Consider the following 23,406-nt stretch of genomic DNA (forward strand, 5'->3'; position numbering starts at 1 on the left):
GCCGCCTCCAAGGAAATGGACCCGATCACCGCGAAGCTTTCCCAGGACGCCAAGCCGGATCCGAAGATCGTCGCCCAGCTCGAGGGCATCGCCAAGAAGAACGGCTTCGCCAGCTATGACGAATTCAACAGCGTCGTCGACAACATCTCGCTGGTGCTTGGCGGCTTCGACCCGCAGACCAAGAAGTATGTCGGTCCCGAGGCCGTGCTGAAGGCGCAGATCGCCCAGGTTCAGGCCGACAAGAAGATGTCGGCCAAGGACAAGAAGGATGCGCTCGCCGATCTCAACGAAGCCCTGAAGTCACCGCCGCCGGCGGTCGAGAACAAGGGCAACATCGATCTCGTGACCAAGAGCTACGACAAGCTGATGGAAGAGTTCGGCGGCAGCGACGACAATTAATGCGTCGCATGATCTCGCCGGAAAACCGCTTCGCAGTTTTCCGGATCATGCCCTGAGCCGTCAGCCGAATCAAACAATGAGCCCCGGAGAAATTCTCCGGGGCTTTTGTCTTTTCTCCCTCTCCCCGCTCTTGCGGGGAGAGGGTTGGGGTGAGGGGCTCGTGCCGCAAACGCGGTAAGAAGTCTTTCGCGGCGACTCCCCCTCATCCGGATTGCATCTTCGATGCAATCGGACTTCTCCGCCGCAGGCGGGGAGAAGTGGTGGAGTTACGTGCGCGTGCGCATCCGCATCATGAAGCTGTCGAACGAGAGCTCGGCGACCTGCATCCAGGCCAGCGATTCGTTGCGATAGGCGGCCAGGCTCGAATACATCTTGCCGAAATGCGGGTTGCTCTTGGCGAGATCGGCATAGATCTCGTTGGCCGCGCCGTAGCAGGCTTCCAGCACTTCCTGTGGGAACGGGCGCAACTGCGCGCCGGCCACGATCAGGCGTTTCAGCGCCGGCGGGTTGACCGCGTCATATTTGCCGGTCACCCAGGTGAAGGTGTCTTCGGAGGCGGCCTGGATCGCGGCCTGATAGTGCTTCGGCAGCGCGTTCCACTTGTCCTTGTTCATCACATTGTGGCCCTGGCCGGTGCCTTCCCACCAGCCGGGGTAGTAATAGAACTTCGCGACCTTGACGAAGCCGAGCTTCTCGTCGTCGTACGGCCCGACCCATTCGGCGGCGTCGATGGTGCCTTTTTCCAGCGCCGGATAGATGTCGCCGCCGGCGATCTGCTGCGGCACACCGCCGACCTTGGCGATGATGGTTCCGGCGAAGCCGCCGACCCGGAATTTCAAGCCCTGGAAATCCGCCATCGACTTGATCTCCTTCCGGAACCAGCCGCCCATCTGGGCGCCGGTCGAGCCGGTCGGAATGCCGATGCAGTTGTATTCTGCGAGCAAATTGTTGAGCAGGTCGGTGCCGCCGCCCCATTGCAGCCAGGAAATGTGCTGGCGCGTGTTGAGGCCGAACGGCAGCGACGTGCCGAAGGTGAAGGCGGGATTCTTGCCCCAGTAATAATACAGCGCGGTGTTGCCCATCTCGACCGTGCCGTTGGAGACGGCGTCCAGCACCTGCAAGCCGGGCACGATCTCGCCGGCGGCGAACGACTGTATCTGGAAGCGGTTGTCGGTGATCTCGGCGACGCGCTTGCAGAAGAATTCACACCCGCCATAGAGCGTATCGAGTGCCTTCGGCCAGCTCGCCGCGAGCCGCCACCTGACCTCCGGCATCGATTGCGCGACCGCGGGCGCGGCGACCGCCGTCGCGGCCAACCCGACGCCGCCTGCCTTCAAGAATTCACGACGCTTCATGCGTATCCCTCCTGTGTGCCGATACCTCGACAAGGGGAACGATCTTGGTGTCGTCTTTCTTCGCCGATCGATCGACGTTCTGTGATGAATGTGTCCGGTGGCCCTCGACGGGCTCTTGTTGTGGAAATCCGAGTTTCCGGTTCCGCCGGTCAGGATGATCGTTTGCCGGAGGAAATCAAGCGCCTGCCTTCGTTGCAGGTGCGAAGGACAATCGGCGCTGTCGGTCTCATCCGATACCCGCGGCGATGGCTGCCGGCCCTGCCGCGATCTGCTACGCAGGGCGGGTGGGTTGATGGGAGTTCAAGGACATGGCCAACAAGAAAATCGTGGTTGCCGGCGCGACCGGCCTCGTGGGCAACGCTGCCTTGCGACACTTCGGCGCATCCGACGATTGCGAGCGCATTGCGCTGTCGCGCCGCAAGCCGCGCGATCTCTACGGCGCGCGGCATGTGCGAATCGATCTCACCAGCGCGGAGGATTGCCGTCGCGCCGCGGCCGAGCTCGGCGGCGCGACGCACCTGATCTACGCCGCGCTCTATGAGGCGTCCAGCCTGGTCGACGGCTGGCGCGATGCCGGGCAGATCGAAACCAACGACCGGATGCTGCGCAATCTGATGGGCGTGCTCGAACCCGTCGCGCCTGATCTCAAGCATGTCGCGCTGCTGCAGGGCACCAAGGCCTATGGCGTGCATGTCCGGCCGCTCACGGTGCCGGCGCGCGAGGGCCGTTCCGAAATGTACGAGCAGCCGAATTTCTATTGGGCGCAGGAGAATTTCCTGCGCGAGCTGCAGCGGGGCAAGGGCTGGCACTGGAGCATCTTGCGCCCGGTCTTGATCATCGGCGAAGCCATGGGCGGCGCGATGGACCTGATCCCGCCGCTTGGCGTCTATGCGGCGGTGCTACGCGCGCAGGGAAGGCCGCTGGATTATCCGGGCGGCGCGCCGCGCGTCGCGCAGGCGGTCGATGTCGATCTCTTGGCACGCGCGATCGCCTGGTCGGGCGACGCCGAGGCTGCGCGCAACGAAGCGTTCAACGTCACCAATGGCGACGTCTTCACCTGGGAAAATATCTGGCCGGCGGTCTCGGATGCGCTCGAGATGACCCCGGGCCGGCACGTGCCGCTGTCGCTGGCGCAGGAGTATCCGAAATGGATTGCGCCGTGGGACGAATTGCGCAGGAAGCACGACCTGATCGCGCCCGGCTTGGAGGAGTTCGTCGGCCTGTCCTTCCAATATGCCGATTACAGCATGCGCTACGGGCAGACTGAACCCGGTCCGCCGTCGATCGTCTCGACGGTGAAGATCAACCAGGCTGGCTTCACCGAGATGATGGATACGGAAGCCATGTTCCGCAAATGGTTCAAGCTGGCGAAGGCAAGCCGGCTGCTGCCGTAGTGATTGAGCCGCGCTCCATCTTTTCCCTCTCAGCGTTCTTACGGGGAGAGGGCTGGGGTGAGGGGCATCCATCCGGCGAGCACTTCGCTGTTTGTCGAGCGCAGTGCCTTGCCCCTCACCCGGATCATACCGGACGATGCTTCGCGTCGCCGGGGCGATCCGACCTCTCCCCGCAAAGGGCGGGGAGAGGTGAAGGGCACACTCTCTCTTTCGGCGAGCGGAGCGACCGAAGACGTTACCGCGAGAACGCTACTTCCATCGCCTTGCGCGTCTTGATCGTATCGTTGCTCTCGTCGACCTCGACATCGCTCCAGCGCACCACTGCGCCATGGGCGACGTCGTTCTTCAGCTTCACCCGATGGGCGAGCCCGATCGGCAATGCGCCGGCGGCGAGGCTGGCGGCGGCCGGCATCAGCTTGCCCCACACGGTGTAGCCGCCTTCGCCGTCGAGCATCTCGCCGGCGCGCAGATTGCGCTTGGCCACCGCTGCGACGTCGCCGCGGAAGCCGCGCGGCTGCCCGGTCGGCTCGTTGCGCAGCGCCGCCGACAGCACGGAGATGTTCAGCTCGAGCCCGATCAGATGATACGGCTTGTACATCGCCGCATAGCGGCCGGAGGCGTCGGTCTTGAGGCCGTACTGCTTGAAGCAATCCGCGGCATAATCGTTGGGCGCCTCCAGCACGACATAAACGCCCCAGCGCAAATCGCGAAACACCGGACGGCCGTCGCGCTCCAGCGACGACACCACTTCGACGATGCCGGATTTCTCCAGCACGCCGCCCTTGTCGCGCGGCCGCATCACATGCGGCAGGTCGTCGACGCCGCAGGGCGGAAACAGCAATCCCTCCGACGGCACGTCGAGCGTGCAGGCATTGGCGATCGCCGCCATCTCGATCGCGGATTTGGTGCCGTCGAGGAAGGAGTTGAACATCTGCGGGTTCATGCCGGCGGATTGCGCCTCGCCGGCGGTGAGCCCGTAATGCTGCCACACACCGTCCGGCGTGACGTCATGATAGGCCGGCAGATACTTTGTGCCCTTGCCGGCTGCGACGACGCGGAAGCCTGTGGCGCGCGCCCAGTCGACCATCTCGGCCGTCAGCGCCGGCTGGTCGCCATAGGCGAGCGAATAGACCACGCCGGCCTTGCGTGCCTCCTCGGCGAGCAGCGGCCCCGCCAGCACATCGGCCTCGACATTGACCATCACGACATGCTTGCCGGCGGCAATCGCCGCGCGGGCATGACGGATGCCGACGGCGGGATTGCCGGTCGCTTCCACCACGACATCGAATGCGCCGCCGGCGATCGCACGTGCACCGTCGTCGGTGAAGGTGGTGGCGCTGATCCGCGCGTCGTCCCAGCCGACCGTGCGGCACGCCTCGCGCGCGCGGTCACGGTCGAGATCGACGATCACGGGTACCTCGAGCCCCGGCGTGTGCGGCACCTGCGACAGGAACATCGAGCCGAATTTTCCGGCGCCGATCAGGACGACGCGCACCGGCTTGCCGGCAGCGGCGCGGATTTTGAGGAGGTGATGCAGGTTCATGATGCTTTCCAAACAAAAGGGTCGTTCCGGGGCGCGTGAAACGCGAACCCGGAACCTCGAGATTCCCCGATGCGCGATCGCGCATCTGTGGTTTGACGCTAACGCGCCGCCGCGGAATGACGGCCGATTCTTACTCCGCCGCCTGCCGCGGTGCGCGGGCGAGCCGCAGCAGCGCGTCGTCGGCAACCGGCTGGATCGGCGTGAAGTCGCGGTGCGCGATGTAGTCGGGCCGCGTCGGGGTGCGGATGTAGTTCGAGACCGCGTTCAGCGTCAGGTAGACGATCTTGCGCGGGTAGGGCGTGATGTTGCCGCTCGATCCGTGCACCAGATTGCCGTGGAACATCAGCATGCCGCCGGGCTTGCCGGTCGGCGCGACGATGCCGCCCTGCTTCACCAGGCGCGTCACGGTTTCCTCGTCCAGCGTCCACAGCGGATAGGACGTGGTTTCGAGATCGTGCGAGGCTTTCAGATCGCCCGCGGACTGGCTCTGCGGCACCAGCATCAGCGGGCCGTTGATCGGCATCACCTCGTCGAGGAAGATCGCGATGTTCATCGCGCGCGGCTCCGGCATGCCGTCATCGCGCTTCCAGGTGCCGTAGTCCTGGTGCCACTGCCAGACGTCGCCGGTGAAGGCCGCCTTCGCGTTGATCTTGAACTGATGCATGTAGACCTTCTCACCGAACAGCTGCTCGATGGGGTCGATCATGCGCGGATGCGCGCCGAGGACGCCGAATGCCTCATTGTAGAGATGCGCGGCGAAGGCCGTGCGCGGCGCGCCACTCTTCTCGCGCCACACCTCGGGGCGGTTGGCGTCATAGATCGAGACTGCCTCGCGCGCGAGGAAGTCGACCTCTTCCTGGCTGAACAGCTCGGGCAGGAACAGCCAGCCTTCGCGATGGAAAAATTCGACCTGCTCTTGGGTCAGTTTCATGGTGCTTTTCCTCCTGTTGTTGTCATTGTCATTCCGGGGCGCGCAGCGAACCCGGAATCTCGAGGTTCCGGGTTCGGTGCTACGCACCGCCCCGGAACGACGGCCTAACTACGCCGCCACATCGATTGCCCTCAGCTTCTCCTCGGTCATCCGTCCTGCCGTCTGCGCATGCGCCAGCGCCGCGGCTTCTGCCGCTGCGGCATTGCCGGAAAAAACGTGCGCGGCGATGGTCTCGTGCTCGGTCCAGGCGCTGCCGCGGTAATCGAGCTCGGCGAGCACGGTCGCCATCGAGCGGCGCATATGCGGCCATTGCGGCGCGATCATCTCCTCGATCGCGGAATTGCCGGCGAGGCGATAGATCGCGCTGTGGAAATCGACGTCGAGTGCGATCAGGCGCGCCAGCGGCGTGCCGTCATCGATCGCGCGCCCGGCTTCGAGCGCGGCTTCGAGTTGCCCGCGTGCCGCGGCATCCTCCTTGACACGCGTAGCGGCAAGCCGCGCCGCCAGCGCATCGATGGCGCCGCGGACTTCATAGAGTTCGCGGATGCGCTGCGGATCGAGCTGCGTCACCTCGAAGCCGCGTCTGCCGCTCTCCGCGACAAGGCCCTGGCGATGCAACAGATGCAGGGCGTGCGAAATCGGCTGGCGCGAGACGCCGAGCCGATCGGCAAGTTCGTTCTGGGTGATGCGCTGGCCAGGCAGCAGCGTGCGGTCGATGATCGCTTCGAGCAATCGCCCGTAAACCTGGTCGATGAGGTTTGGAAGCGGGTCCAACGGGATCATACCGACCGTCCAGCTTGGAATACGGAATTCCGTGTTCGAAAATGAGGCTACTCCGGGTTGCAGGAGCGGTCAAGGCTCGAAGTTGCGACAGCGCTAAGCGATTGGGAATGGGCCGGTTTTGAACGGGCCGCGCTGCGGCAGCCGTCCCAACGTCCGTCACGGTCGGCCGTCCGCGTCTTTCTTGATATGGGACCAGAGACGTGGATGCCCGGGACAAGCCCGGGCATGACGAGTTTGCGGAAATGCTACTTCGCCTTGCCCAGCTCCATCAGCGTCCGCGTCATCAGATAGAGCCGCGGCACGATCGAGTTGATGTCGATGTATTCGTCGCGCGCGTGATAGCCCCAGCCGGCGAGGCCGAAGCTTTCGACCACGACGGCCTTGCCGCTGCGCGCGGCGTAGCCGGCATCGGTCGCGCCGCCGGTCATTTCCGCGATGTCGAGCGTGCGCCCGAGTTCGGTGTAGATCGCCTGTCCCTGCCTGGCGAGTGCGCGGCCGCGATCATCGGCCACGAAGGGCGGACGGCCGGCGACGACCTTCACGGTCACTTCGGTGTCCGCGATCAGTCTGTTCTTCACCTTCTCGTCGAGCGCCGCCTGCAGCTTTTGCACGCCGTCGGGAATGGTGAGGCGGATGTCGGCACCGGCGGTGGCGTGATCGGGTATCTGGTTGCGCACGGTGCCGGCCTTCGCTGTGGTCCAGTTCAGCTGCGTGCCCGGAATCGATTTCGCGACGTCCTGGGTCTGCAGCAATTGATGCGCGAGCTCGATCAGCGCGTTGCGGCCGAGCTGCGGCGCGGCGCCGGCATGCGAGGCCTTGCCCTTCACATCGATCGTGCCGGTGGCGGTGCCGCTGGCGCCGAGCAGCAGGCTTTCATTTTTCGCGACCGGCGGCGCCACCGTCGGCTCGCAGGACAGCACCACATCGTGCTGGTCGGCGAGCTCGGCGATGATCTCGCCGGAGCCGATCGAGCCGACCTCCTCATCCGGATTGAGCGACACCGTGAGCTTGGCGTAGTCGCGCCAGCCCGCATCGTTCAGGATCTTGAGCGCATGCAGGATGACGGCGATGCCGCCCTTGTCGTCGGCAATGCCGGGTCCATAGATCCTGTTGCCGTCGACCTTGTAGGGCTGGGTGTCGAGGATGCCGTGCTCATAGACCGTGTCCATATGCGCGATCAGCATCAGCTTCGTGCTGCCGGTGCCCTCAAAGGTGCCGATCACCATGTCGGCGCCGGCGCCCTTCGTGGTCTTGCGGCGCTCGGTCCTGGCGCCGAGCGCCTTCAGCCGCGCTTCGGTGTAGTCGGCCATCTTCTTCAGGCCTTCGACATCGCTGGAGCCCGACTCGATCAGCACCATGTCGTGCAGGCTCTCGATCACCGCCGGCTGCGCCTGCTCGGCAGCCGTACGCAGTTTTTCGTCTGCGGCGGCAAGGGCGGAGGAGGAGGCGAGGGCGAGCAGGCCGGCCGACGCGAGCAATTTGATGGATAGTTTCATGATTGTCCTCCCTGCACATATGCAGGGAGACACTAGCATCGCGATTTGTCTGTCTCCAGCCGCGTCAGCCGCGCTCAAGCACCTCGACATCGAAGGTCTCGATCTGCGAGGCGTCGGCGGTCGCGTCGATCGCCGCGATCCGGTCGCCTGAGATCGTGACCCGCAGCACGATGCGCAGCGCGCCGCCGAAGATGACGGCAACGCCGATCTCGCCGTCGACCAGCGCGGGCTTCGCCGCCTGCGCGCGTCCCTTGAAGCTTTCGGCAACCGCTGCGGCGCCGCGGATGACCGGCAGCGAGCCTAGCCGCTGCGCAGCCTGATCGGCGCGCACCACGACGTCCGGCGCCAGCACGGCCAGCAGCCCTTCGAAATCGCCGTTGCGGGATGCGGCGAGGAAGGCCTCGACGATGCCGCGCTGCCGGCTGAGATCGGCATCCGGTGCGGGCGGCGTACCCTGCACGCGACGCCTGGCACGGCTGGCGAGCTGCCGCGCGGCGGCCGGCGTACGGCCGACGATCGGCGCGATCTCCTCGAACGGCACCGCGAACATGTCGTGCAGCACGAAAGCCAGCCGCTCGGCCGGCGCCAGCGTTTCCAGCACCACGAGCAGCGCGGCGCCGACGGAATCGGCCATATCGGTCTCGCGCTCGGACGAATTGTCCGCGATCGGCTCCGGCACATGCGGGCCGATCGGCTCCTCGCGGCGCGATTTGCGCGAGCGCAGCATGTCGAGACAGATGCGCGCGACCACCGTGGTCAGCCATCCCCCGAGATTGTCGACCGCAGCAGCGTCGGTGCGGCCGAGCCGCAGCCAGGTTTCCTGCACGGCATCGTCGACTTCGGCGGTCGAGCCCAGCATGCGATAGGCCACCGCCCGCAAGCGCGGCCGGTTGGCCTCGAACTGTTCGGTGAGAGAATTTTTCTCGTCCATCGGTCACATTCCCTTTGTCCGCTCCGTCATGGCGATGACGAACGAAACTGCGCCGATGTGACAACAGATCGGCGCGGCGCCGTCAAAAGGCAAATCAGGAGAGCGACATGATGAAAGCCCGCATGAACCACCCGGTGATGGTTGTTCCCGAGGCCATGAAGGCGCTGCAGGCGCTGAGCGAGAGCACCAAACAGGCATTGCCGGAAAAGCTGCTGGAACTGGTGCATCTGCGCGCCAGCCAGATCAACGGTTGCAGCGTCTGCGTCGACATGCACCCAAAGCTCGCCCGGCGCGCCGGCGAGACCGACGAGCGGCTGTTCGCCGTCGGTGCCTGGCGCGACGCGCCGTATTTCAGCGAGGCCGAGCGCGCCGCGTTGGCGTTGACCGAGGCGGTGACCCGGCTTAGCGACCGCGAGGATCCGGTGACGGACGCGGTGTGGGACGAGGCTGCCAAGCACTTTGACGAACAGCAGCTCGCGTCCCTTGTGCTCGGCATCGCGGCGATCAACGTCTGGAACCGGCTGAACGTCGCCGTGCGCCAGCCGGTCGGTGCATGGAAGGTGTGACCTTCTCCCTCTCCCCGCAAGCGGGGCGAGGTGAAGAGGGTGCATCGCTTACGTGGAGAGAAACTCCAGCACGATCTCGCAGTAGCGCTGCGGGGCCTGCTCGAACATCGGATGCGTGGTGCCCGGGATCATCTCGGTGCGCGCGCCCTTCACGTTTGCGGCGAGCGCGTGCAGCACCTTCGGCAGCACGCCCTTGGTGTTCGCGCCGCCGATGAACAGCGTCGGTGTCTTGATCGCTTCCGCGTCCGCCTTCGAGAAGGGCGGGCGCTGGTCGCGGGTCTGGCCGATCAGCGTGGTCGCATTGTCGCGCAGCAGCTGCTTGGAGGTTGCCGGAATCCGCTTCCACGCGCCGGGGCCTTCGAGCGCGTCCATGAAGATCTGCAACCCGCCGTCGATATCGCCCTTGGCGATTTCCGCCGCGCATGCCGCGAAGCGTGCCGCCAGCGGCGAGGGGCCCGGCTTGAAATCGGGATCGAGGGTCTTGTCGAGCTCGCCGCCCGGCTCGGCGAGGATCAGCTTGCGCAACAGGTCGGGCCGGCGCTGCGCGGCACGGAAGCAGATATGGCCGCCGCGGGAATGCCCCATCAGGTCGACCGGTCTGGTGTCGAATTTTTCGATAAAGGCGATCACGTCGTCGACGTGCTGCGCGATCGAATAGGTGTCGCCGACGCCGTCCCAGTGCGCCGGGAAGAAATGCCGCAGGCTGACCGCGATCACGCGGTGCCGGCGGGTCAGCGGGCCGAGCACCGCCGACCAGATCCGGAAGTCGCACAGCGAGCCGTGCACGCAGACCAGCGGCGGGCCCTCTCCGACATCGAGATAGGGCATGTCGAAACCGTTGACGTGGAGGCTGTGCATTTTGGGCTCGCGGAGAGGCAGGAGATGTTGTTGATTTGGCCGAAGTTCCCACGGAATTCGGGTGGATAGCAACATTCTCCAAGCCTAGATTCCGGATCAACAGCAAGCTCACGCGAGAGCTGAAGGGAACATCTGGAGCGAGCCATGACCGGCCAGCATTTTGCAATCTTCGAAACCATGATCGGCGCCTGCGGCGTCGTCTGGGGCGAGCACGGCGTCACCGGGGTGCAGCTGCCGATGGGCACTGAGGAGAAGACCCGCAAGCGGATCTTCCAGCGCAACGGCGAGGTCACCGAGGCGGCGCCACCGGCCGAGGTGCAGCACGCGATCGACGGTATGATCGAGCTGCTCGCCGGCAAGCCGAACGACCTCGCCGACATCGTGCTCGATCTCGACGGCGTGCCGGAATTCAACCGCGGCGTCTACGACATCGCGCGGAAAATTCCGCCGGGCAAGACCATAACCTATGGCGACATCGCCAAGCAGCTCGGCGGCGTCGAGCTGTCACGCGACGTCGGCCAGGCGCTCGGCCGCAACCCGTGCCCGATCGTGGTGCCTTGCCACCGCGTGCTGGCGGCAGGCAACAAGCCGGGCGGCTTCTCGGCCAATGGCGGCGTCGTCACCAAGCTGAAGATGCTGCAGATCGAAGGCGCGATCGTGAACCACACGCCGAGCCTGTTCGATTAGGGCGGGGCACGCTCTTATCCTCCCCTGGAGGGGGAGGATCGGTTCGCATGAAATGCGAACCGAGGTGGGGTGAAGGTCTCTCGTATCAGGTGATGCCCGTATGGAGAGATGACCCCGCCCCGCCTCACATCTCACTTCGTTCGCTGTGAGCCGACCCTCCCCCTTCAAGGGGAGGGTGGAGAGAGCGTCTGTCGCGAGTTCAGTTTACCTCACACCGTCTCGCACACAAACCCGTTGCCCTTCCGCCTGATCTTGCCAATCGACGGCGAAGGGAAATGCGCGGGGCAGCACAGCGTGTCGGTGTCGCAATAACGCTCCAGGAAGCCGCGCCGCGTCTTCGCGGCTTGCGTCTGGTCGACATCGAACTTCGCCGACAGCTCCGGGTAATGCGTCTGGATCGGCGAGTGCATCAGATCGCCCGAAAAGACTGCAGCGTCCTTGCCGCGTCCGAAGGCGAAGGCGACGTGGCCCGGCGTGTGGCCGGGCGTCGGCAGGATGCGGGCATGGTCGCCGATCGCAAAATCATGGCCGACGATCTCGGCCCGCTTGGCCTCGACCACCGGCAGCACGCTGTCCACGAAAGGCGGGACCTCCGCCTTCGCGTTGCTCTCGGTCCAGTAGTCGAACTCGGCCTTGTCGAACACGTAGCGCGCATTTGGAAAGGTCGGAACCCAGCGGCCATTCTCCAGCCGCGTGTTCCAGCCGACATGATCGACATGCAGATGCGTGCACATCACATAGTCGATGTCTCCGACGGAGAAGCCTGCCGATGCGAGGCTGCGCAAATAGGTCTCGTCGGTCTTCATGTTCCATTTCGGCCGCGCCGGCCGCGGCTTGTCGTTGCCGATGCAGCTGTCGATCAGGATGGTATGGTGCGGTGTCTTCACGACATAGGACTGGAACGCCAGGATCAAGGTGTCGCTGTCGTCGAGCGCACCCGTCGCTTTCATCCAGCCGCGGTTCTCGGCGAGCACGTCCGGCGTCAGCCCAGGCAGCATGTCGTGCGCGGGCAGGAATGTGGTCTCCTGCTCGACAATGCGATGAATGGTGAGATCGCCGGCGGTAAACTTCAGGCTCATGGTGATTCCTTGGCGTTGGCGTTTTCGAGCGAAGTGGAGTCCGGTTCGCGTGAAGAAACGCGTAGGAACGTTCTAGTGCGCGTCGCGCACGGCGGGAATGATGATGTTGGCGAGGATATCCATCGCCGCAAGGCCTTCCTTCGGCTGGCCGTACTGGGCTGCCGTCGTCATCATCACTAAGTCGAGATCGGGAATGACGATGATGCGCTGGCCGCCCCAGCCGAAGGCGCCGATCCATTTTATCTCCTTGCCTTCGGCCAGGGATCGTCCCATCCACCATTGATAGCCGTAGAACAGCGTGCCGCCGAAATAACCGACGGCCTGGAATCGCGGCGCGATCGATTGGGCGATCCAGTCGGCCGAGATGATCTGCTGCCCTTTCCATTGACCGTGATCGAGCACGAGCTGGCCGATTTTCGCGGCGTCGCGTGGCCGGAGCCTGAGCCCGGAAGCGGCGGCGATCTTGCCGTTCTTGTAGGTCTTCCACTCGAGATCGGTGATGCCGAGCGGCTGGAACAGCGCCTCGCGTGCGAACGCTTCAAGCGGCTTGCCGTAGACCTGCTCGACGATGTTGCCGAGCAGATCCGTGCCGCCGCCATTATAGGTCCACAGCGTGTCCGGCGGCGCGGCGATCGGCTTGCCGAGGACATAGCCGATCGGATCGGCATCGAAGGCAAGGTGCGGCTCGTCGTTGGCAGGATCGTTCCAGGGCAGCGTCTCGTCCCATTTGATGCCTGACGACATCGTCAAGAGATGGCGCAGCGTGATGGCGTCCCATCCGGCTGACTTTGCCGGCTGATGTTCGGGGAAGAACTTCAGCACGGGCTCATTGGCACTCGCGATCAGCTTGCGGTCGATCGCGATGCCGACCAGCAGCGACGTCACGCTTTTCGACGCCGAACGCATGTCGTGCTTGGTCGTCGGCGTGAATTCGATGCGCCCCTCCGGCTGCCCCCATGGCTGGTCGATGCCGGAAAAATACTGCTCGAACACTAGCTTGCCGTGGCGCGCCACGACAACGGAATGCACCTCGCTGCTGCGCAAGCCGAGCCGCGCGGCGATGCCGCACAGCCGTTCGCCGTCCATGCCGATGCTGTCGGGCGTGGCAATCGTCCAGCCGTCGTCGAGCGCGGCCGGCGATCCACAAGGCTGGTTCTGCTGTCCATGCGCCATGCCGTCGGCCCTCACATCAGTGCCCAGGACGGTCAACGCGAGCACAAGGCTCGCGCCGAAGATATGAAAGAGGGGGAAGCGATCGCGCATTTTGCTTCCCCCTGCCGTGGTTACGCCGCCGGCGGCGCCGAGATCTTCACCGACGGCCGCTCCAGCATTTTCTGGTAGAAGGCGTCGAGCTTGGGATAGGCCTTGCGCCAGCCGCAATCGGCGAAGCGGAAATCGGCATAGCCGAGTACGCACACGAGGCCGATCTGCGCGATGTCGAACGACGACCCATCGAGAACATCCGGCCGGTTCTCGAACCGCGCCATGCCGGCCCACGCCCTGTTCCAGTGATCGTCGTGCCAGGCCTGCCACAGCGAGCCCTGCGGCCGCACCATCTTCTCGTAGCGGCACAGCAGCATGGAATCGAGCATGCCGTTGAGCAGGGAGTGATCGGTCTTCAGCTTCCAGCGCCGCGGGCCGTAGCCCGGGATCAGCCGGCCGCCGCCGAGCTCGTTGAGATATTCGACGATGACATAGGAATCGAGGATGACGTCGCCATGATCGAGGATCAGCACTGGCAGTTTCTTCAGCGGCGAGATCTTGGAATATTCGTCGTTGGCCGTGCCGGGCGCGACGGTCGCCGGCACCAGCTCGATCTTGTCGATCAGGCCAAGCTCGATCGCCGCAATGCGCACCTTGCGGGCGAACGGGGAGGCGGGAGAGAAGGTGAGTTTCATTGGGGAGTTCCTTGCGAAAGCTCTTTCCTCTGTCATGGCCGGGCTTGACCCGGCCATCCATGTCTTTGCCTCTGTGGAAGACCTAAGACGTGGATGCCCGGGTCGAGCCCGGGCATGACGAATTCAGGAACAGCGTGGGCGCTTACGCCCCAACGATTTCCTGGCGCTGCTCGCCGAGGCCTTCGATGCCGAGCGTCACGACGTCGCCGACATTGAGATATTGCGGCGGCTTCATGCCGGTGCCGACACCGGGCGGGGTGCCTGTCGTGACGATGTCGCCGGGCAGCAGCGTCATGAACTGCGAGACGTAGGAGATGCACTTCGCCATCGTGAAGATCATGGTCGAGGTCGTGCCGGTCTGGCGGCGCTGGCCGTTGACGTCGAGCCACATCGACAGCTTCTGCACGTCGGCGATTTCATCCTTGGTGGCGAGCCACGGGCCGACCGGGCCGAACGTGTCGTGCGACTTGCCCTTGGTCCACTGTCCGAGGCGCTCGATCTGGAAGTTGCGCTCGGAGACGTCGTTGCAGATGCAGTAGCCGGCGACGTGGTTCAGCGCGTCGGCCTCCGAGACATACTTGGCGCGGGTGCCGATGATGGCGGCGATCTCGACTTCCCAGTCGAGCTTGGTCGAACCGCGCGGCTTCTCGACCGGATCGTTGGGACCGGACAACGCGGTGTTGGCCTTCAGGAAGAAGATCGGCTCGGACGGGATCGGGTTGCCGGTTTCCTTGGCGTGGTCGGAATAGTTCAGGCCGATCGCGACGAATTTGGAGATGCCGGTGACGGGGGCACCGAAGCGCGGCTTGCCGGCGACGGCGGGGAGGGAGGCGGGATCGAGGGCAGCAAGCTTCTTCAGCGACTCCGGCGTGTAGGCGTCGCCGGTCAGGTCCTTCAGATGGGCCGAGAGGTCGCGGAGCTGGCCGGATTTGTCGATCAGACCGGGCTTTTCCGCACCCTTTTCGCCATAACGAACAAGCTTCATGTTGATCACTCCCTACGATGTCCTGAGGATTGTTACTGGTATACCTCGACACGCTTCATGGAACAGCGCGCCGGGAAATTCAACCGCTTCACGGCCATGGCATTGCAGCCATCACCTTCCGGGGTGGCCGCTCTGAGCCGTTCCTTCGATCGCCGGTCATGATCGCGGACGGGGCGCCGCCAACATCCGCGTGAACATCTCTTCCAGCAGCCGGCACGGTGGCTCGGGATCGCGCGTGCCCGCGACGATCGCATCGTCGGCCACGGCATGCATTCCGTCGAATACGATCAGCGCCGCGCTGCGGGCGTTCGGGAAAGCCCAGACGCCGGCCTTTCGGCCATCCTCCAGCACGGCGACGATCTGGGCGATCACGTCGTCCTTTTCCTGCGACTGGCGCTGATGATGCGGGAAGTCGTGAAACACGACGTCATGCAGCTCGACATTGGCGAGATAGGTTCCGACGGCGCCACGCAGCCAGGCCGACAGCCGTCCGGGATGATCGTCCGCGGCGCGCTCGGCGATCGCCGCCGCCACGCGGGCGAGGAAGTCCTGCGCGAAGCGCGTACGCAGCGCGATGATCACGTCGGCCTTGGTCGAGAAGTAATGATAGAAGGTGCCCTTCGCGACGCCGGCCCGGGCGGCGATGTCGTCGATCGTGGTGGCCTCGATGCCCTTTGCAATGAACAGGGCCGCAGCCGCCGACATCAGGTCGTCGACCCTGACCTCGGCGGGCTGGGTCCGTCTCCAGCGTTGTGCCGCGCCGCGCGTGGCTGCCGCCTGCCGCTTGCCGATCACGTCGTGAGCATCCATCCGCATCTGATAACCGATTCTGAGATTGCACATTTAGAATGACTTTGAAATCGCTTAGATTGATTGACCGACCGTCAGTCGAAAGATATTTGTGCCGTCGCCCCGTCCGGATCCGCCCGATGGGCTCCGGTCGGGCGCCGCCGCCATGAGGAAGTTTCCATGAAATTCTTTCGCGAGGCCGAGCCCGGCATCTTCATCGCGACCGGCCGCCTGCAGACCGAACAGGACGGCTGCGACTGGACCGCGGAATACAGCCAGCTGCTTGCCGCAAACCGACCGCTCGCCGTGATCGTCAACGTCGACGATCAACCGGAGGTCGCCGCCGGCAAGCCGATGGTGCTGTGGATGAAGGCGCGCAAGGCCGAGCTGGGCCGGCTGATCCGGGTCACCGTCTATATCGCTTCTGATGACGAGGAGCGCGCCGAGCTCGAGCGCAACCTTCCCGGACGGGCCAAGGCCTTGCCCTATCCGGCCGCGATCGCCGCCAGCGAGGCCGACGCGCTCTTCCTCGCGCGCGCCAGTTTGATCTAGCGCATCATCCGGAAAAGTGAGAACCGGTTTTCCGAAAGATCATGCTCGAGAAGAAGCTCACGCCAGCGCGACGAACCTGAAGGCGTCGCCGTCGCGCTTGATGTGGCCGGCATTGAAATGCCCGCCGATCACCAGCGTCGGTGTATCGGCAAAGCGCGAGAACAATTCGCGCCGCGTCGCGGCCGATTGCTTCCGGTCGGAGTCCGCGGTGGACGACCAGTCGAGGTGGTACATCTGGCAGGGATGATGCGCGACATCGCCGGTCAGGAGGCCCTCCTCGCCGCCCGACCTGATGTGGATGCTCATATGGCCGGGGCTGTGTCCCGGCGTCGGGATCAGCGTGATCTCCTCGGTCAGCCGGTGATCGCTCGGCACCAGCTCGGCCTTGCCGTTATCTGCGATCGGCTTCACGGAATCGGCGAACACGGCGGCATGCGCGGGATCGTCGCTGTGGTCGCGCCAGTGCTCGTATTCGGTCTTGCCGAACACGTAGCGCGCATTGGCGAAGGTCGGCACCCATTTGCCGCCAACGAGTTTGGTGTTCCAGCCGACATGGTCGACATGCAGATGCGTGCACAGCACGGTGTCGATGCTGTCGGGCGCAAATCCGGCGGCGGTCAGCTTCTCCAGGAACGGATCGCTGCGGTTGTTCCAGGTCGGCACATTGCGGCCCTGTTTGTCGTTGCCGAGCCCGGTGTCGACGATGATGCGGTGCTCCGGCGTCTCCACCAGCAACGAATGGATCGACATTTTCAGCCGGCCCTCCTCATTGGCAAAGTGGGGGATCAGCCAGGGCAGGCTCTGGATCTCCTCCCGGCCGGCCAGCGGCAGGATGAAGCGGGTGCTGCCGACGGTCTCGAGCTCGACGACTTTGGTGATCCTGACCTTGCCTACGGTCCAGTGCATGCGGCGTGCCCTCTGTTTCTTGTTGCTCTTGCCGGACCATGCGGGTTTCCGCACGCCGGCGCAATGGATCAAGTCGGCGCCTCCTGCGTTACCGCCTCGTTGGACGAAGGAGTGTGCAATGCCGGAACTCGCAATCTCCCCTGAAAAGGTCGGCTTCTTGATCGAGAAGGCGCGCGAATTCGACGTCAAAGAGGGGCTCGTCGATCCCGACTCCGGCTCGAACGGCGCCGACGACGACATGATCGATGTGCTGGAGGATAACGGCAGGGATCCGGTGGCGCGCGAGATCACCGGCTTCATCGACGCGCTCAGCGAGGACGAGCAGGTCGACCTCATCGCCCTGATGCGGCTCGGCCGCGGCGACGGCACGATCGAGGAATGGGCCGATCTGCGCCGCGAGGCCGCGCGCGGACGCACCGGCCATGTCGCCAACTATCTGTTGGGCGAGCCGATGCTCGGCGATCTCCTGGCCGAAGGACTGGACGAGTTTGGCCTGGGGCCGAGCGACGAGCGCATCACGCCGATCCACTGAGGAACTGCATTGTTCATCTGACCTCCCCGCGCGCGCAGGGCAATCGCATTTGGAATGAACCGATTCTTCCGCGCCGTCATGGCCGGGCTTGTCCCGGCCATCTACGTCTTTTCTTTGCGTGGAAACGAAGACGTGGATGCCCGGGACAAGCCCGGGCATGACGAGTTTGTGGGAACTCCGATTGCCTCAAACGGCCATATGCGATTGCCCTACCGCGAGCGGGGAGAGGCAGAAGATTAACGCGCGCAGTCGACGATAACAGTGCCGACCTTGTCGCCCTTCTCGACGGCGAGATGGGCGATGGCGGTCTCGGCGAGCGCGAATTGCCCGGCGATATTGTGCACGCGGGTACCCGATGCCAGCCATTGGGTGATGTCGGCCTGCGCGGCCGCGAGCAGCGGCGGCGGCAGCGCGAACAGCACCAGCGAGCGCACGGTGATGCATTTCTCCATCAACTCGCGCACCGGCAGCGTCGGCGTGCGGTTGCCGTTGGTGGCGTAGACTGCGATCGTCGAGTTCATCGCCATGGTCTTCAGCGTGGTCGCGAGATTGCCGCCGAAATCGACGTCGATCACGCGGTCGACACCGCGGTTCTCGGTGAAGGCCATCACCTTCGAGACAACATCCTCGGTCCGGTAGTTGACGACGGTGTCGGCGCCGGCGAGCCGCGCCTCGACGTCCTTGACCTGCGAACTGACAGTCGCAATCACGCGCGCGCCGCCCCATTTCGCCAATTGCACGGCGTAGTGACCGACCGCGCCGGCGCCGCCGGTAACCAGCACCGTCTGCCCCGAGATCGGGCCGTCCGCAAACAGCGCGCACCACGCCGTCATGCAGGGGATGCCGAGCGTCGCGCCGGCCGCGAACGACACGTCCTGCGGCAGCGGCGTCACCAGATAGTCGGCCAGCGTGATGTATTCGGCCGCGGTGCCGAAGGCGCGGCCATTGCGCTGGCCGTTGAACAGCCAGACGCGATCACCGACCGCAAAGCGGGTGACGCCTTCGCCGACCTGGTCGATGATCCCGGCGCCGTCGCTGTTCGGGATCACGCGCGGAAATTCCATCGCGCGATAGTTGCCGCTGCGGCGGCCGACATCGGCCGGGTTGACGCCGGACGCCTCGAGGCGAACCCGGACTTCACCTGGGCCGGCCTCGGGCGTCGGCATCTCGCCGACGGTAAGCACCGTCGGCGCCGCGCCGGTCCGTTCGTACCAGACCGCCTTCATCTAGCGTCCCTTTCCGAAGTTCGTGAACTCGTCCAGCGACCTCTTGCGCGAACTTCGGAAAGCAAGAGGGCGCCAGAAGACTCATGAATCTCTAGTGCCGCTTGACCGATTTGAAGCTCCCAATCGGTCTCGCCGCATACAGTGCAGGAGCTTCAAATCGGCGGCACTAGAGGGTGCCCGGGAAGGCGCCGCCATCGAGCAGCAGGTTCTGCCCGGTGATGAAGCCGGCCTTGGCGCCGCACAGGAATGCGCAGGCATAGCCGAATTCGTCGGGATCGCCGAAGCGGCCGGCGGGGTTCAGCTTGGCGCGCTCGGCCAGGACCTGCTCGGCCGAAATGCCGCGCTTCTCGGCCTCGGGCTTCGCGGTGCCGCGCAGGCGGTCGGTCTCGAACGGGCCCGGCAGCAGGCCGTTGATGGTGACGTTGTTGATCACGGTCTTGCGCGACAGGCCGGCGACGAAGCCGGTGAGACCGGCGCGGGCGCCGTTGGACAGGCCGAGGATCTCGATCGGTGCCTTCACCGCCGCCGAGGTGATGTTGACGATGCGGCCGAACTTGCGCGCCATCATGCCGTCGACGGTCGCCTTGATCAGCTCGATCGGCGTCAGCATGTTGGCGTCGATCGCCTTGATCCAGTCGTCGCGGGTCCAGTTGCGGAAATCGCCCGGCGGCGGGCCGCCGGCATTGTTGATCAGGATGTCCGGATCGGGGCAGGCCTTGAGCACGGCTTCGCGTCCCGCCGCCGTCGTGATGTCGCCGACGATCTCGGTGACGGTGACGCCGGGGTGGGCTTTGCGGATTTCGTCGGCGGTCTGCTTCAGCGCCTCGGCGCCGCGCGCCGTCAGGGTGACATGCACACCCTCATTGGCGAGCGCGATCGCGCAGGCGCGGCCCAGTCCCTTGCTCGATGCGCAGACGATGGCGCGGCGGCCTTTGATTCCAAGATCCACGGTTCACTCCCTGTGATGTCGGATAGGTTTGTAAAGGTTTGATGGCACCAGTCTAGCGAAGCTCGGCGGCGCCGATAAGGGACGTGCAATGCATAAGTGCATGCCGGGCAGGAACAAGCGGGTGAGCACCTTGCGGCAAGGCAGGAGGCTAGATGCGTTGCTCGCGCCGCAGCCGCTCGATCGCCATGGTGGCTTCGGGCGGCAGCGAGCGGAATCCGGCCTGTCCGGCCGCTGAGAACAACGGCCGCAATTGCGATCCGTTGAGGAATTGCGGTTGTCTGGCGAGCGGCACCAGCTGGTCGAACACCAGCACCAGCGTGGTCACGACGAGACCGACCCTGACGGCGCCGAGCAGCGCGCCGCCGAGGCGGTCGCCGATCCCGATCTCCGAGCCGATGGTGTCGTCGAGCATCGTCCGCGCCATCTTTCCGAGGATGACGCCGATCAGGAGAAAGAGGCCGAACAGCAGCACGCCATTGGGCGGAAACGGCGACGACGGCAGCGTCGCGATGTGGGGCCCGATCATCGCCAGCGCGGCAACCGCTAGCGGCATGGCGACGAGATAGGCCAGGATAGTGACCGCGCTGCGCAACAGGCCGGTCGTGAAGCCGGTCACCACCGCGAACACCAATCCGAGGATGACGGCAAGGTCGAAGAGGTTCATGGATGAGGAGTTCCTGCCCCAATCTCCTGCGGTCCCCTGGTTGATCAAGCCTGCTTACATCAGGGACAATTGTCGCTATCACTCGTCCGCTTCAATCCGGGAACCTGTCGATGTCCGACCTATTCGATGTCAGTAAAGAAATCATCCTCATCACCGGCGCCTCGCAGGGGCTCGGGCGGCAATTCGCTCGCGTGCTGGCGGCGCATGGCGCCGCGGTGGTGCTGGCCGCGCGCCAGACCGCGAAGCTGAAAAGCCTCGAGGAGGAGATCAAGGCCAGGGGCGGTCGCGCGGCCGCGGTGCAGATGGACGTCGCGGATATTTCCGGCATCGCGAAAGCGCTCGACGCCGCCGAAGCTGCGCTCGGTCCGATCACGGTCCTGATCAACAATGCCGGCGTCGCGATCGAGAAGCTGTCGACCGAGCAGACCGAGGCGGATTGGGACGCGGTGATCAGCGCCAATCTGAAGGGCGCCTACTTCCTCGCGACCGAACTTGCGCGGCGCATGATGGCGCGCAAGCAGCCGGGCAATATCATCAACGTCGCGTCCGTGCTCGGACAAGGCGTGCTCAAGGCGGTGTCGCCCTATGCGATCTCCAAGGCCGGCATGATCCAGGGCACCAAGGCGATGGCGCTGGAGCTCGCCGGCAACAACATCCGCGTCAACGCGCTGGCGCCGGGCTATATCGATACCGAGATGAACCATGATTTGTGGTCGACGCCGGCAGGCGAGCGATTGGCTAAACGGATTCCACAGCGCCGGGTCGGCGCCGAGTCCGACCTCGACGGCGCGATCATGCTGCTCGCTTCCAACGCCTCGCGCTACATGACCGGGACAGTGGTGACGGTGGATGGCGGCTTCTTGCTGAACTAGCTTTGTAGCCCGGATGAAGCGCAGCGAAATCCGGGGAGCATGCGTGAAGGTCCCGGATTACGCTTCGCTCCATTCGGGCTACGATTCCAACGCATCAAGCCACGAGCACAGCCCGGGGGCCGTCGGCCGCTGTTTCTGGATAATAGAATAATGCCGCTGATTTGCCCGACGAGTCAAGTCGCCGGGTCGAAGCGGCAGTCGCCGGCTCCTTTGCATGGGGTTGTTTTCGATATTTTGGCAGGGCGGCCCTGCGACGGCAGTTTCGCGGGGTGGGCAAAGGCGCTCTTGCGCCGTGCCCACCCTACGCATGTCACCCAGCCCGCATCTCCGCCCTGATCATGTCGGCCGCCTTCTCGCCGATCATGATGGTCGGTGCATTGGTGTTGCCGCCGATCAGGGTCGGCATGATCGAGGCGTCGACCACGCGCAGGCCTTCGAGCCCGTGCACGCGCAGCTTCGGATCAACCACCGCAAGCAGATCGGCGGTGCCCATCTTGCAAGTGCCGACCGGGTGATAGACGGTGTCGACGCGCTCGCGCAGGATGCTGCGGATGTCGTCGTCGGTGCGGACGTTGGATGTGAAGACATCCTTCTGCTGCAGCGCGCGCAGCGCCGGCGCCTCCATCAGCCGTCGCGTGGTCTTGTAGCCCGCCACCATCGATTCGAGATCGTCTTCCTCGCCGAGGAAGTTCGGGTCGATCAGCGGCGCCTGCATCGGATCATTGCCGGCCAGCGTGACGCTGCCGCGGCTCTTCGGCCGCAGCAGGCAGACGTGGCAGGAGAAGCCGGTGCCGCCGTGGCGCTTGCGGCCGTGGTCGTCGACCATCGCCATGCCGAAATGCAGCTGGATGTCGGGGATGTCGAGATCGGGCCGCGTCTTCAGGAAGCCGCCGCATTCGGCGAAGTTCGAGGTGAGGGGACCGCGGCGCTCGCGCCGATATTGCATGATGGCGCGGATAAGCCGCGGCATGCCCTTCAACGAGATGCCGGCGAAGTTCGGATTGTCCGACATGTAGCCGAAGATGAAATCGGGATGGTCCTGCAGGTTTTGGCCGACACCGGGCAGATGATGCACGCTGGCGAGACCATGCCTGCCGAGCGCTGCGGCATCGCCGACGCCCGACAGCATCAACAGCTGCGGCGACTGGAACGCGCCGGCGGCAAGCAGGACTTCGCGCCGCGCGCGGAGCCGCCTCAACTCCTTGCCCTGCCGGTATTCGACGCCGACCGTGCGCTTGCCCTCGAACAGGATGCGCGTTGCGTGCGCATTGGTCTCGACGCGCAGGTTGGGACGCCTGCCGATATGCGGATGCACATACGCGCGTGCCGCGCTCCAGCGCTCGCCGTTGCGCTGCGTCACCTGGTAGATGCCGAGGCCCTCATGGTCCTCGGCATTGAAATCCTCGCGGATGCGGAATTGGGCCTCCTGCGCCGCCTGCAGGAAGGTCTGCTGGATCGGATTGCCGGAGCGCAGCTTGTTGACGGCGAGCGGGCCGCCCTTGCCGTGATACTCGCCGTCGAAATCGGAATTGTCTTCAGAGCGCTTGAAATAGGGCAGCACGTCGGCGAACGCCCAGCCGGTATTGCCGAGCGCGGCCCAGTGGTCGTAGTCGGTGCGATGGCCGCGGATGTAGACCATGGCGTTGATCGCCGAGGAGCCGCCGAGCCCCTTGCCGCGCGGCTGGTAGCCGATGCGGCCGTTGAGCCCTTTCTGCGGCACGGTGTTGAAGGCCCAGTTGTTGATCGTGCCGGCGACCATCAGCACCAGCGCGCCGGGCGTGGTGACGATCCAATTGTCATTGGTGCCGCCGGCATCGAGCAGCGCTACCGACGTTGCCGGATCCTCCGACAGCCGCCCCGCCACCGCGCAGCCGCCGGAGCCCGCGCCTATCACAACAAAATCGAATGTGTCAGTCACGCATGTTCCCCCTTATCGTCATTCCGGGGCGCGCGCAGCGCGAACCCGGAATCTCGAGCTTCCGGGTTCGCTTCGCGCCCCGGAACGACAGCA

General features: G+C 64.9%; 24 protein-coding genes (1 of these 24 only partly in view). 7 read left to right on the forward strand and 17 right to left on the reverse strand.

The genetic code is table 11. The features are described from left to right. On the forward strand, window positions 1-399 hold the 3' portion of the coding sequence (locus tag QA639_RS05620) for a hypothetical protein (RefSeq protein ID WP_028333570.1). The gene continues 231 nt to the left of window position 1, outside the view; 399 of the gene's 630 nt are visible here — the last part of the coding sequence; its start codon lies beyond the left edge, outside the window; it ends in the stop codon at window positions 397-399. Window positions 400-665: 266 nt separating this feature from the next. On the opposite strand, the gene QA639_RS05625 is transcribed toward QA639_RS05620, so the two are convergent. Next, window positions 666-1,754 (reverse strand): TRAP transporter substrate-binding protein, encoded by a 1,089-nt coding sequence (locus tag QA639_RS05625; protein WP_028333569.1) that lies wholly within the window; start codon window positions 1,752-1,754, stop codon window positions 666-668. Window positions 1,755-2,062: 308 nt separating this feature from the next. On the opposite strand from QA639_RS05625, the gene QA639_RS05630 reads away from it, so the two are divergent. Beyond that, complete coding sequence (locus QA639_RS05630) at window positions 2,063-3,148, forward strand: NAD-dependent epimerase/dehydratase family protein (protein ID WP_050385642.1); 1,086 nt, start codon at window positions 2,063-2,065, stop codon at window positions 3,146-3,148. Window positions 3,149-3,383: 235 nt separating this feature from the next. Here the strand turns inward: QA639_RS05630 and QA639_RS05635 are convergent, their stop codons facing one another. The 5 genes from QA639_RS05635 to QA639_RS05655 form a co-directional block, all read right to left on the reverse strand. Further along, window positions 3,384-4,691, reverse strand: a complete 1,308-nt coding sequence (locus tag QA639_RS05635) for an NAD(P)H-dependent oxidoreductase (RefSeq protein WP_283089348.1) — start codon at window positions 4,689-4,691, stop codon at window positions 3,384-3,386. Window positions 4,692-4,821: 130 nt separating this feature from the next. Continuing rightward, entirely contained in the window at window positions 4,822-5,622 is an 801-nt protein-coding gene (locus QA639_RS05640; protein ID WP_157344019.1) for a phytanoyl-CoA dioxygenase family protein, read from the reverse strand. A gap of 108 nt (window positions 5,623-5,730) precedes the next feature. Then, window positions 5,731-6,405 carry a GntR family transcriptional regulator gene (locus QA639_RS05645; RefSeq protein WP_283089349.1) on the reverse strand — a complete coding sequence of 225 codons (675 nt, stop codon included), beginning with the start codon at window positions 6,403-6,405 and terminating at the stop codon, window positions 5,731-5,733. A gap of 245 nt (window positions 6,406-6,650) precedes the next feature. Beyond that, the gene (locus QA639_RS05650; RefSeq protein ID WP_283089350.1) at window positions 6,651-7,901 is read right to left on the reverse strand and encodes a M20/M25/M40 family metallo-hydrolase; all 1,251 of its coding nucleotides are present in this window, start codon (window positions 7,899-7,901) and stop codon (window positions 6,651-6,653) included. A gap of 64 nt (window positions 7,902-7,965) precedes the next feature. After that, the gene (locus QA639_RS05655) at window positions 7,966-8,832 is read right to left on the reverse strand and encodes a sigma-70 family RNA polymerase sigma factor (protein WP_283089351.1); all 867 of its coding nucleotides are present in this window, start codon (window positions 8,830-8,832) and stop codon (window positions 7,966-7,968) included. Window positions 8,833-8,942: 110 nt separating this feature from the next. Here QA639_RS05655 and QA639_RS05660 point away from each other — a divergent pair, with 110 nt between their 5' ends. After that, window positions 8,943-9,398, forward strand: coding sequence for a carboxymuconolactone decarboxylase family protein (locus tag QA639_RS05660; protein ID WP_050385679.1), 456 nt, complete (start codon window positions 8,943-8,945; stop codon window positions 9,396-9,398). Between the two features lie 48 nt (window positions 9,399-9,446). On the opposite strand, the gene QA639_RS05665 is transcribed toward QA639_RS05660, so the two are convergent. Beyond that, window positions 9,447-10,256, reverse strand: coding sequence for an alpha/beta fold hydrolase (locus QA639_RS05665; RefSeq protein ID WP_283089352.1), 810 nt, complete (start codon window positions 10,254-10,256; stop codon window positions 9,447-9,449). A 144-nt stretch (window positions 10,257-10,400) separates the two neighbouring features. Between QA639_RS05665 and QA639_RS05670 the strand changes: the two genes are divergently transcribed. Continuing rightward, window positions 10,401-10,943 carry a methylated-DNA--[protein]-cysteine S-methyltransferase gene (locus tag QA639_RS05670; RefSeq protein ID WP_283089353.1) on the forward strand — a complete coding sequence of 181 codons (543 nt, stop codon included), beginning with the start codon at window positions 10,401-10,403 and terminating at the stop codon, window positions 10,941-10,943. Between the two features lie 209 nt (window positions 10,944-11,152). Here the strand turns inward: QA639_RS05670 and QA639_RS05675 are convergent, their stop codons facing one another. From QA639_RS05675 to QA639_RS05695, 5 genes are all read right to left on the reverse strand, one after another. Continuing rightward, window positions 11,153-12,022, reverse strand: a complete 870-nt coding sequence (locus tag QA639_RS05675) for an MBL fold metallo-hydrolase (RefSeq protein WP_283089354.1) — start codon at window positions 12,020-12,022, stop codon at window positions 11,153-11,155. A gap of 72 nt (window positions 12,023-12,094) precedes the next feature. Continuing rightward, complete coding sequence (locus QA639_RS05680; RefSeq protein WP_283089355.1) at window positions 12,095-13,285, reverse strand: serine hydrolase domain-containing protein; 1,191 nt, start codon at window positions 13,283-13,285, stop codon at window positions 12,095-12,097. Between the two features lie 20 nt (window positions 13,286-13,305). Continuing rightward, window positions 13,306-13,920 (reverse strand): glutathione S-transferase family protein, encoded by a 615-nt coding sequence (locus tag QA639_RS05685; protein ID WP_028333557.1) that lies wholly within the window; start codon window positions 13,918-13,920, stop codon window positions 13,306-13,308. Between the two features lie 142 nt (window positions 13,921-14,062). After that, on the reverse strand, window positions 14,063-14,905 hold the full coding sequence (locus tag QA639_RS05690) for a fumarylacetoacetate hydrolase family protein (protein WP_026191869.1): 843 nt from the start codon (window positions 14,903-14,905) through the stop codon (window positions 14,063-14,065). A 156-nt stretch (window positions 14,906-15,061) separates the two neighbouring features. Further along, on the reverse strand, window positions 15,062-15,715 hold the full coding sequence (locus tag QA639_RS05695; protein WP_283089356.1) for a TetR/AcrR family transcriptional regulator: 654 nt from the start codon (window positions 15,713-15,715) through the stop codon (window positions 15,062-15,064). Between the two features lie 159 nt (window positions 15,716-15,874). On the opposite strand from QA639_RS05695, the gene QA639_RS05700 reads away from it, so the two are divergent. Then, on the forward strand, window positions 15,875-16,246 hold the full coding sequence (locus QA639_RS05700; protein WP_028333555.1) for a hypothetical protein: 372 nt from the start codon (window positions 15,875-15,877) through the stop codon (window positions 16,244-16,246). 57 nt (window positions 16,247-16,303) lie between these two features. On the opposite strand, the gene QA639_RS05705 is transcribed toward QA639_RS05700, so the two are convergent. After that, entirely contained in the window at window positions 16,304-17,152 is an 849-nt protein-coding gene (locus tag QA639_RS05705) for an MBL fold metallo-hydrolase (RefSeq protein ID WP_283089357.1), read from the reverse strand. Between the two features lie 118 nt (window positions 17,153-17,270). On the opposite strand from QA639_RS05705, the gene QA639_RS05710 reads away from it, so the two are divergent. Further along, window positions 17,271-17,684, forward strand: a complete 414-nt coding sequence (locus QA639_RS05710; RefSeq protein WP_028333553.1) for a DUF3775 domain-containing protein — start codon at window positions 17,271-17,273, stop codon at window positions 17,682-17,684. Between the two features lie 236 nt (window positions 17,685-17,920). Here QA639_RS05710 and QA639_RS05715 read toward each other — a convergent pair whose 3' ends face one another. From QA639_RS05715 to QA639_RS05725, 3 genes are all read right to left on the reverse strand, one after another. Then, window positions 17,921-18,910: an NADPH:quinone reductase gene (locus QA639_RS05715; RefSeq protein ID WP_157343994.1), complete on the reverse strand. Its 990-nt coding sequence runs from the start codon at window positions 18,908-18,910 to the stop codon at window positions 17,921-17,923. A gap of 166 nt (window positions 18,911-19,076) precedes the next feature. After that, the gene (locus tag QA639_RS05720; protein ID WP_050385630.1) at window positions 19,077-19,859 is read right to left on the reverse strand and encodes an SDR family oxidoreductase; all 783 of its coding nucleotides are present in this window, start codon (window positions 19,857-19,859) and stop codon (window positions 19,077-19,079) included. 148 nt (window positions 19,860-20,007) lie between these two features. Beyond that, the gene (locus tag QA639_RS05725) at window positions 20,008-20,523 is read right to left on the reverse strand and encodes a CvpA family protein (protein WP_157343992.1); all 516 of its coding nucleotides are present in this window, start codon (window positions 20,521-20,523) and stop codon (window positions 20,008-20,010) included. A gap of 110 nt (window positions 20,524-20,633) precedes the next feature. Between QA639_RS05725 and QA639_RS05730 the strand changes: the two genes are divergently transcribed. Continuing rightward, window positions 20,634-21,395, forward strand: a complete 762-nt coding sequence (locus QA639_RS05730) for an SDR family NAD(P)-dependent oxidoreductase (protein WP_157343989.1) — start codon at window positions 20,634-20,636, stop codon at window positions 21,393-21,395. A 310-nt stretch (window positions 21,396-21,705) separates the two neighbouring features. Here the strand turns inward: QA639_RS05730 and QA639_RS05735 are convergent, their stop codons facing one another. Beyond that, complete coding sequence (locus tag QA639_RS05735) at window positions 21,706-23,313, reverse strand: GMC family oxidoreductase (protein ID WP_283089358.1); 1,608 nt, start codon at window positions 23,311-23,313, stop codon at window positions 21,706-21,708. Window positions 23,314-23,406 lie beyond the last annotated feature (93 nt).

Origin of the sequence: Bradyrhizobium pachyrhizi (genome assembly GCF_029714545.1) — a bacterium.
GTDB classification, from domain to species: Bacteria; Pseudomonadota; Alphaproteobacteria; order Rhizobiales; family Xanthobacteraceae; genus Bradyrhizobium; species Bradyrhizobium pachyrhizi.

Coding starts and splice junctions, on each gene's coding strand:
- QA639_RS05640 (WP_157344019.1), bottom strand. CDS start 5,622: ATGAAACTGACCCAAGAGCAGGTCGAATTTTTCCATCGCGAAGGCTGG.
- QA639_RS05625 (WP_028333569.1), bottom strand. CDS start 1,754: ATGAAGCGTCGTGAATTCTTGAAGGCAGGCGGCGTCGGGTTGGCCGCG.
- QA639_RS05700 (WP_028333555.1), top strand. CDS start 15,875: ATGAAATTCTTTCGCGAGGCCGAGCCCGGCATCTTCATCGCGACCGGC.
- QA639_RS05725 (WP_157343992.1), bottom strand. CDS start 20,523: ATGAACCTCTTCGACCTTGCCGTCATCCTCGGATTGGTGTTCGCGGTG.
- QA639_RS05730 (WP_157343989.1), top strand. CDS start 20,634: ATGTCCGACCTATTCGATGTCAGTAAAGAAATCATCCTCATCACCGGC.
- QA639_RS05665 (WP_283089352.1), bottom strand. CDS start 10,256: ATGCACAGCCTCCACGTCAACGGTTTCGACATGCCCTATCTCGATGTC.
- QA639_RS05645 (WP_283089349.1), bottom strand. CDS start 6,405: ATGATCCCGTTGGACCCGCTTCCAAACCTCATCGACCAGGTTTACGGG.
- QA639_RS05670 (WP_283089353.1), top strand. CDS start 10,401: ATGACCGGCCAGCATTTTGCAATCTTCGAAACCATGATCGGCGCCTGC.
- QA639_RS05635 (WP_283089348.1), bottom strand. CDS start 4,691: ATGAACCTGCATCACCTCCTCAAAATCCGCGCCGCTGCCGGCAAGCCG.
- QA639_RS05695 (WP_283089356.1), bottom strand. CDS start 15,715: ATGGATGCTCACGACGTGATCGGCAAGCGGCAGGCGGCAGCCACGCGC.
- QA639_RS05655 (WP_283089351.1), bottom strand. CDS start 8,832: ATGGACGAGAAAAATTCTCTCACCGAACAGTTCGAGGCCAACCGGCCG.
- QA639_RS05660 (WP_050385679.1), top strand. CDS start 8,943: ATGAAAGCCCGCATGAACCACCCGGTGATGGTTGTTCCCGAGGCCATG.
- QA639_RS05650 (WP_283089350.1), bottom strand. CDS start 7,901: ATGAAACTATCCATCAAATTGCTCGCGTCGGCCGGCCTGCTCGCCCTC.
- QA639_RS05680 (WP_283089355.1), bottom strand. CDS start 13,285: ATGCGCGATCGCTTCCCCCTCTTTCATATCTTCGGCGCGAGCCTTGTG.
- QA639_RS05675 (WP_283089354.1), bottom strand. CDS start 12,022: ATGAGCCTGAAGTTTACCGCCGGCGATCTCACCATTCATCGCATTGTC.
- QA639_RS05715 (WP_157343994.1), bottom strand. CDS start 18,910: ATGAAGGCGGTCTGGTACGAACGGACCGGCGCGGCGCCGACGGTGCTT.
- QA639_RS05630 (WP_050385642.1), top strand. CDS start 2,063: ATGGCCAACAAGAAAATCGTGGTTGCCGGCGCGACCGGCCTCGTGGGC.
- QA639_RS05690 (WP_026191869.1), bottom strand. CDS start 14,905: ATGAAGCTTGTTCGTTATGGCGAAAAGGGTGCGGAAAAGCCCGGTCTG.
- QA639_RS05710 (WP_028333553.1), top strand. CDS start 17,271: ATGCCGGAACTCGCAATCTCCCCTGAAAAGGTCGGCTTCTTGATCGAG.
- QA639_RS05685 (WP_028333557.1), bottom strand. CDS start 13,920: ATGAAACTCACCTTCTCTCCCGCCTCCCCGTTCGCCCGCAAGGTGCGC.
- QA639_RS05705 (WP_283089357.1), bottom strand. CDS start 17,152: ATGCACTGGACCGTAGGCAAGGTCAGGATCACCAAAGTCGTCGAGCTC.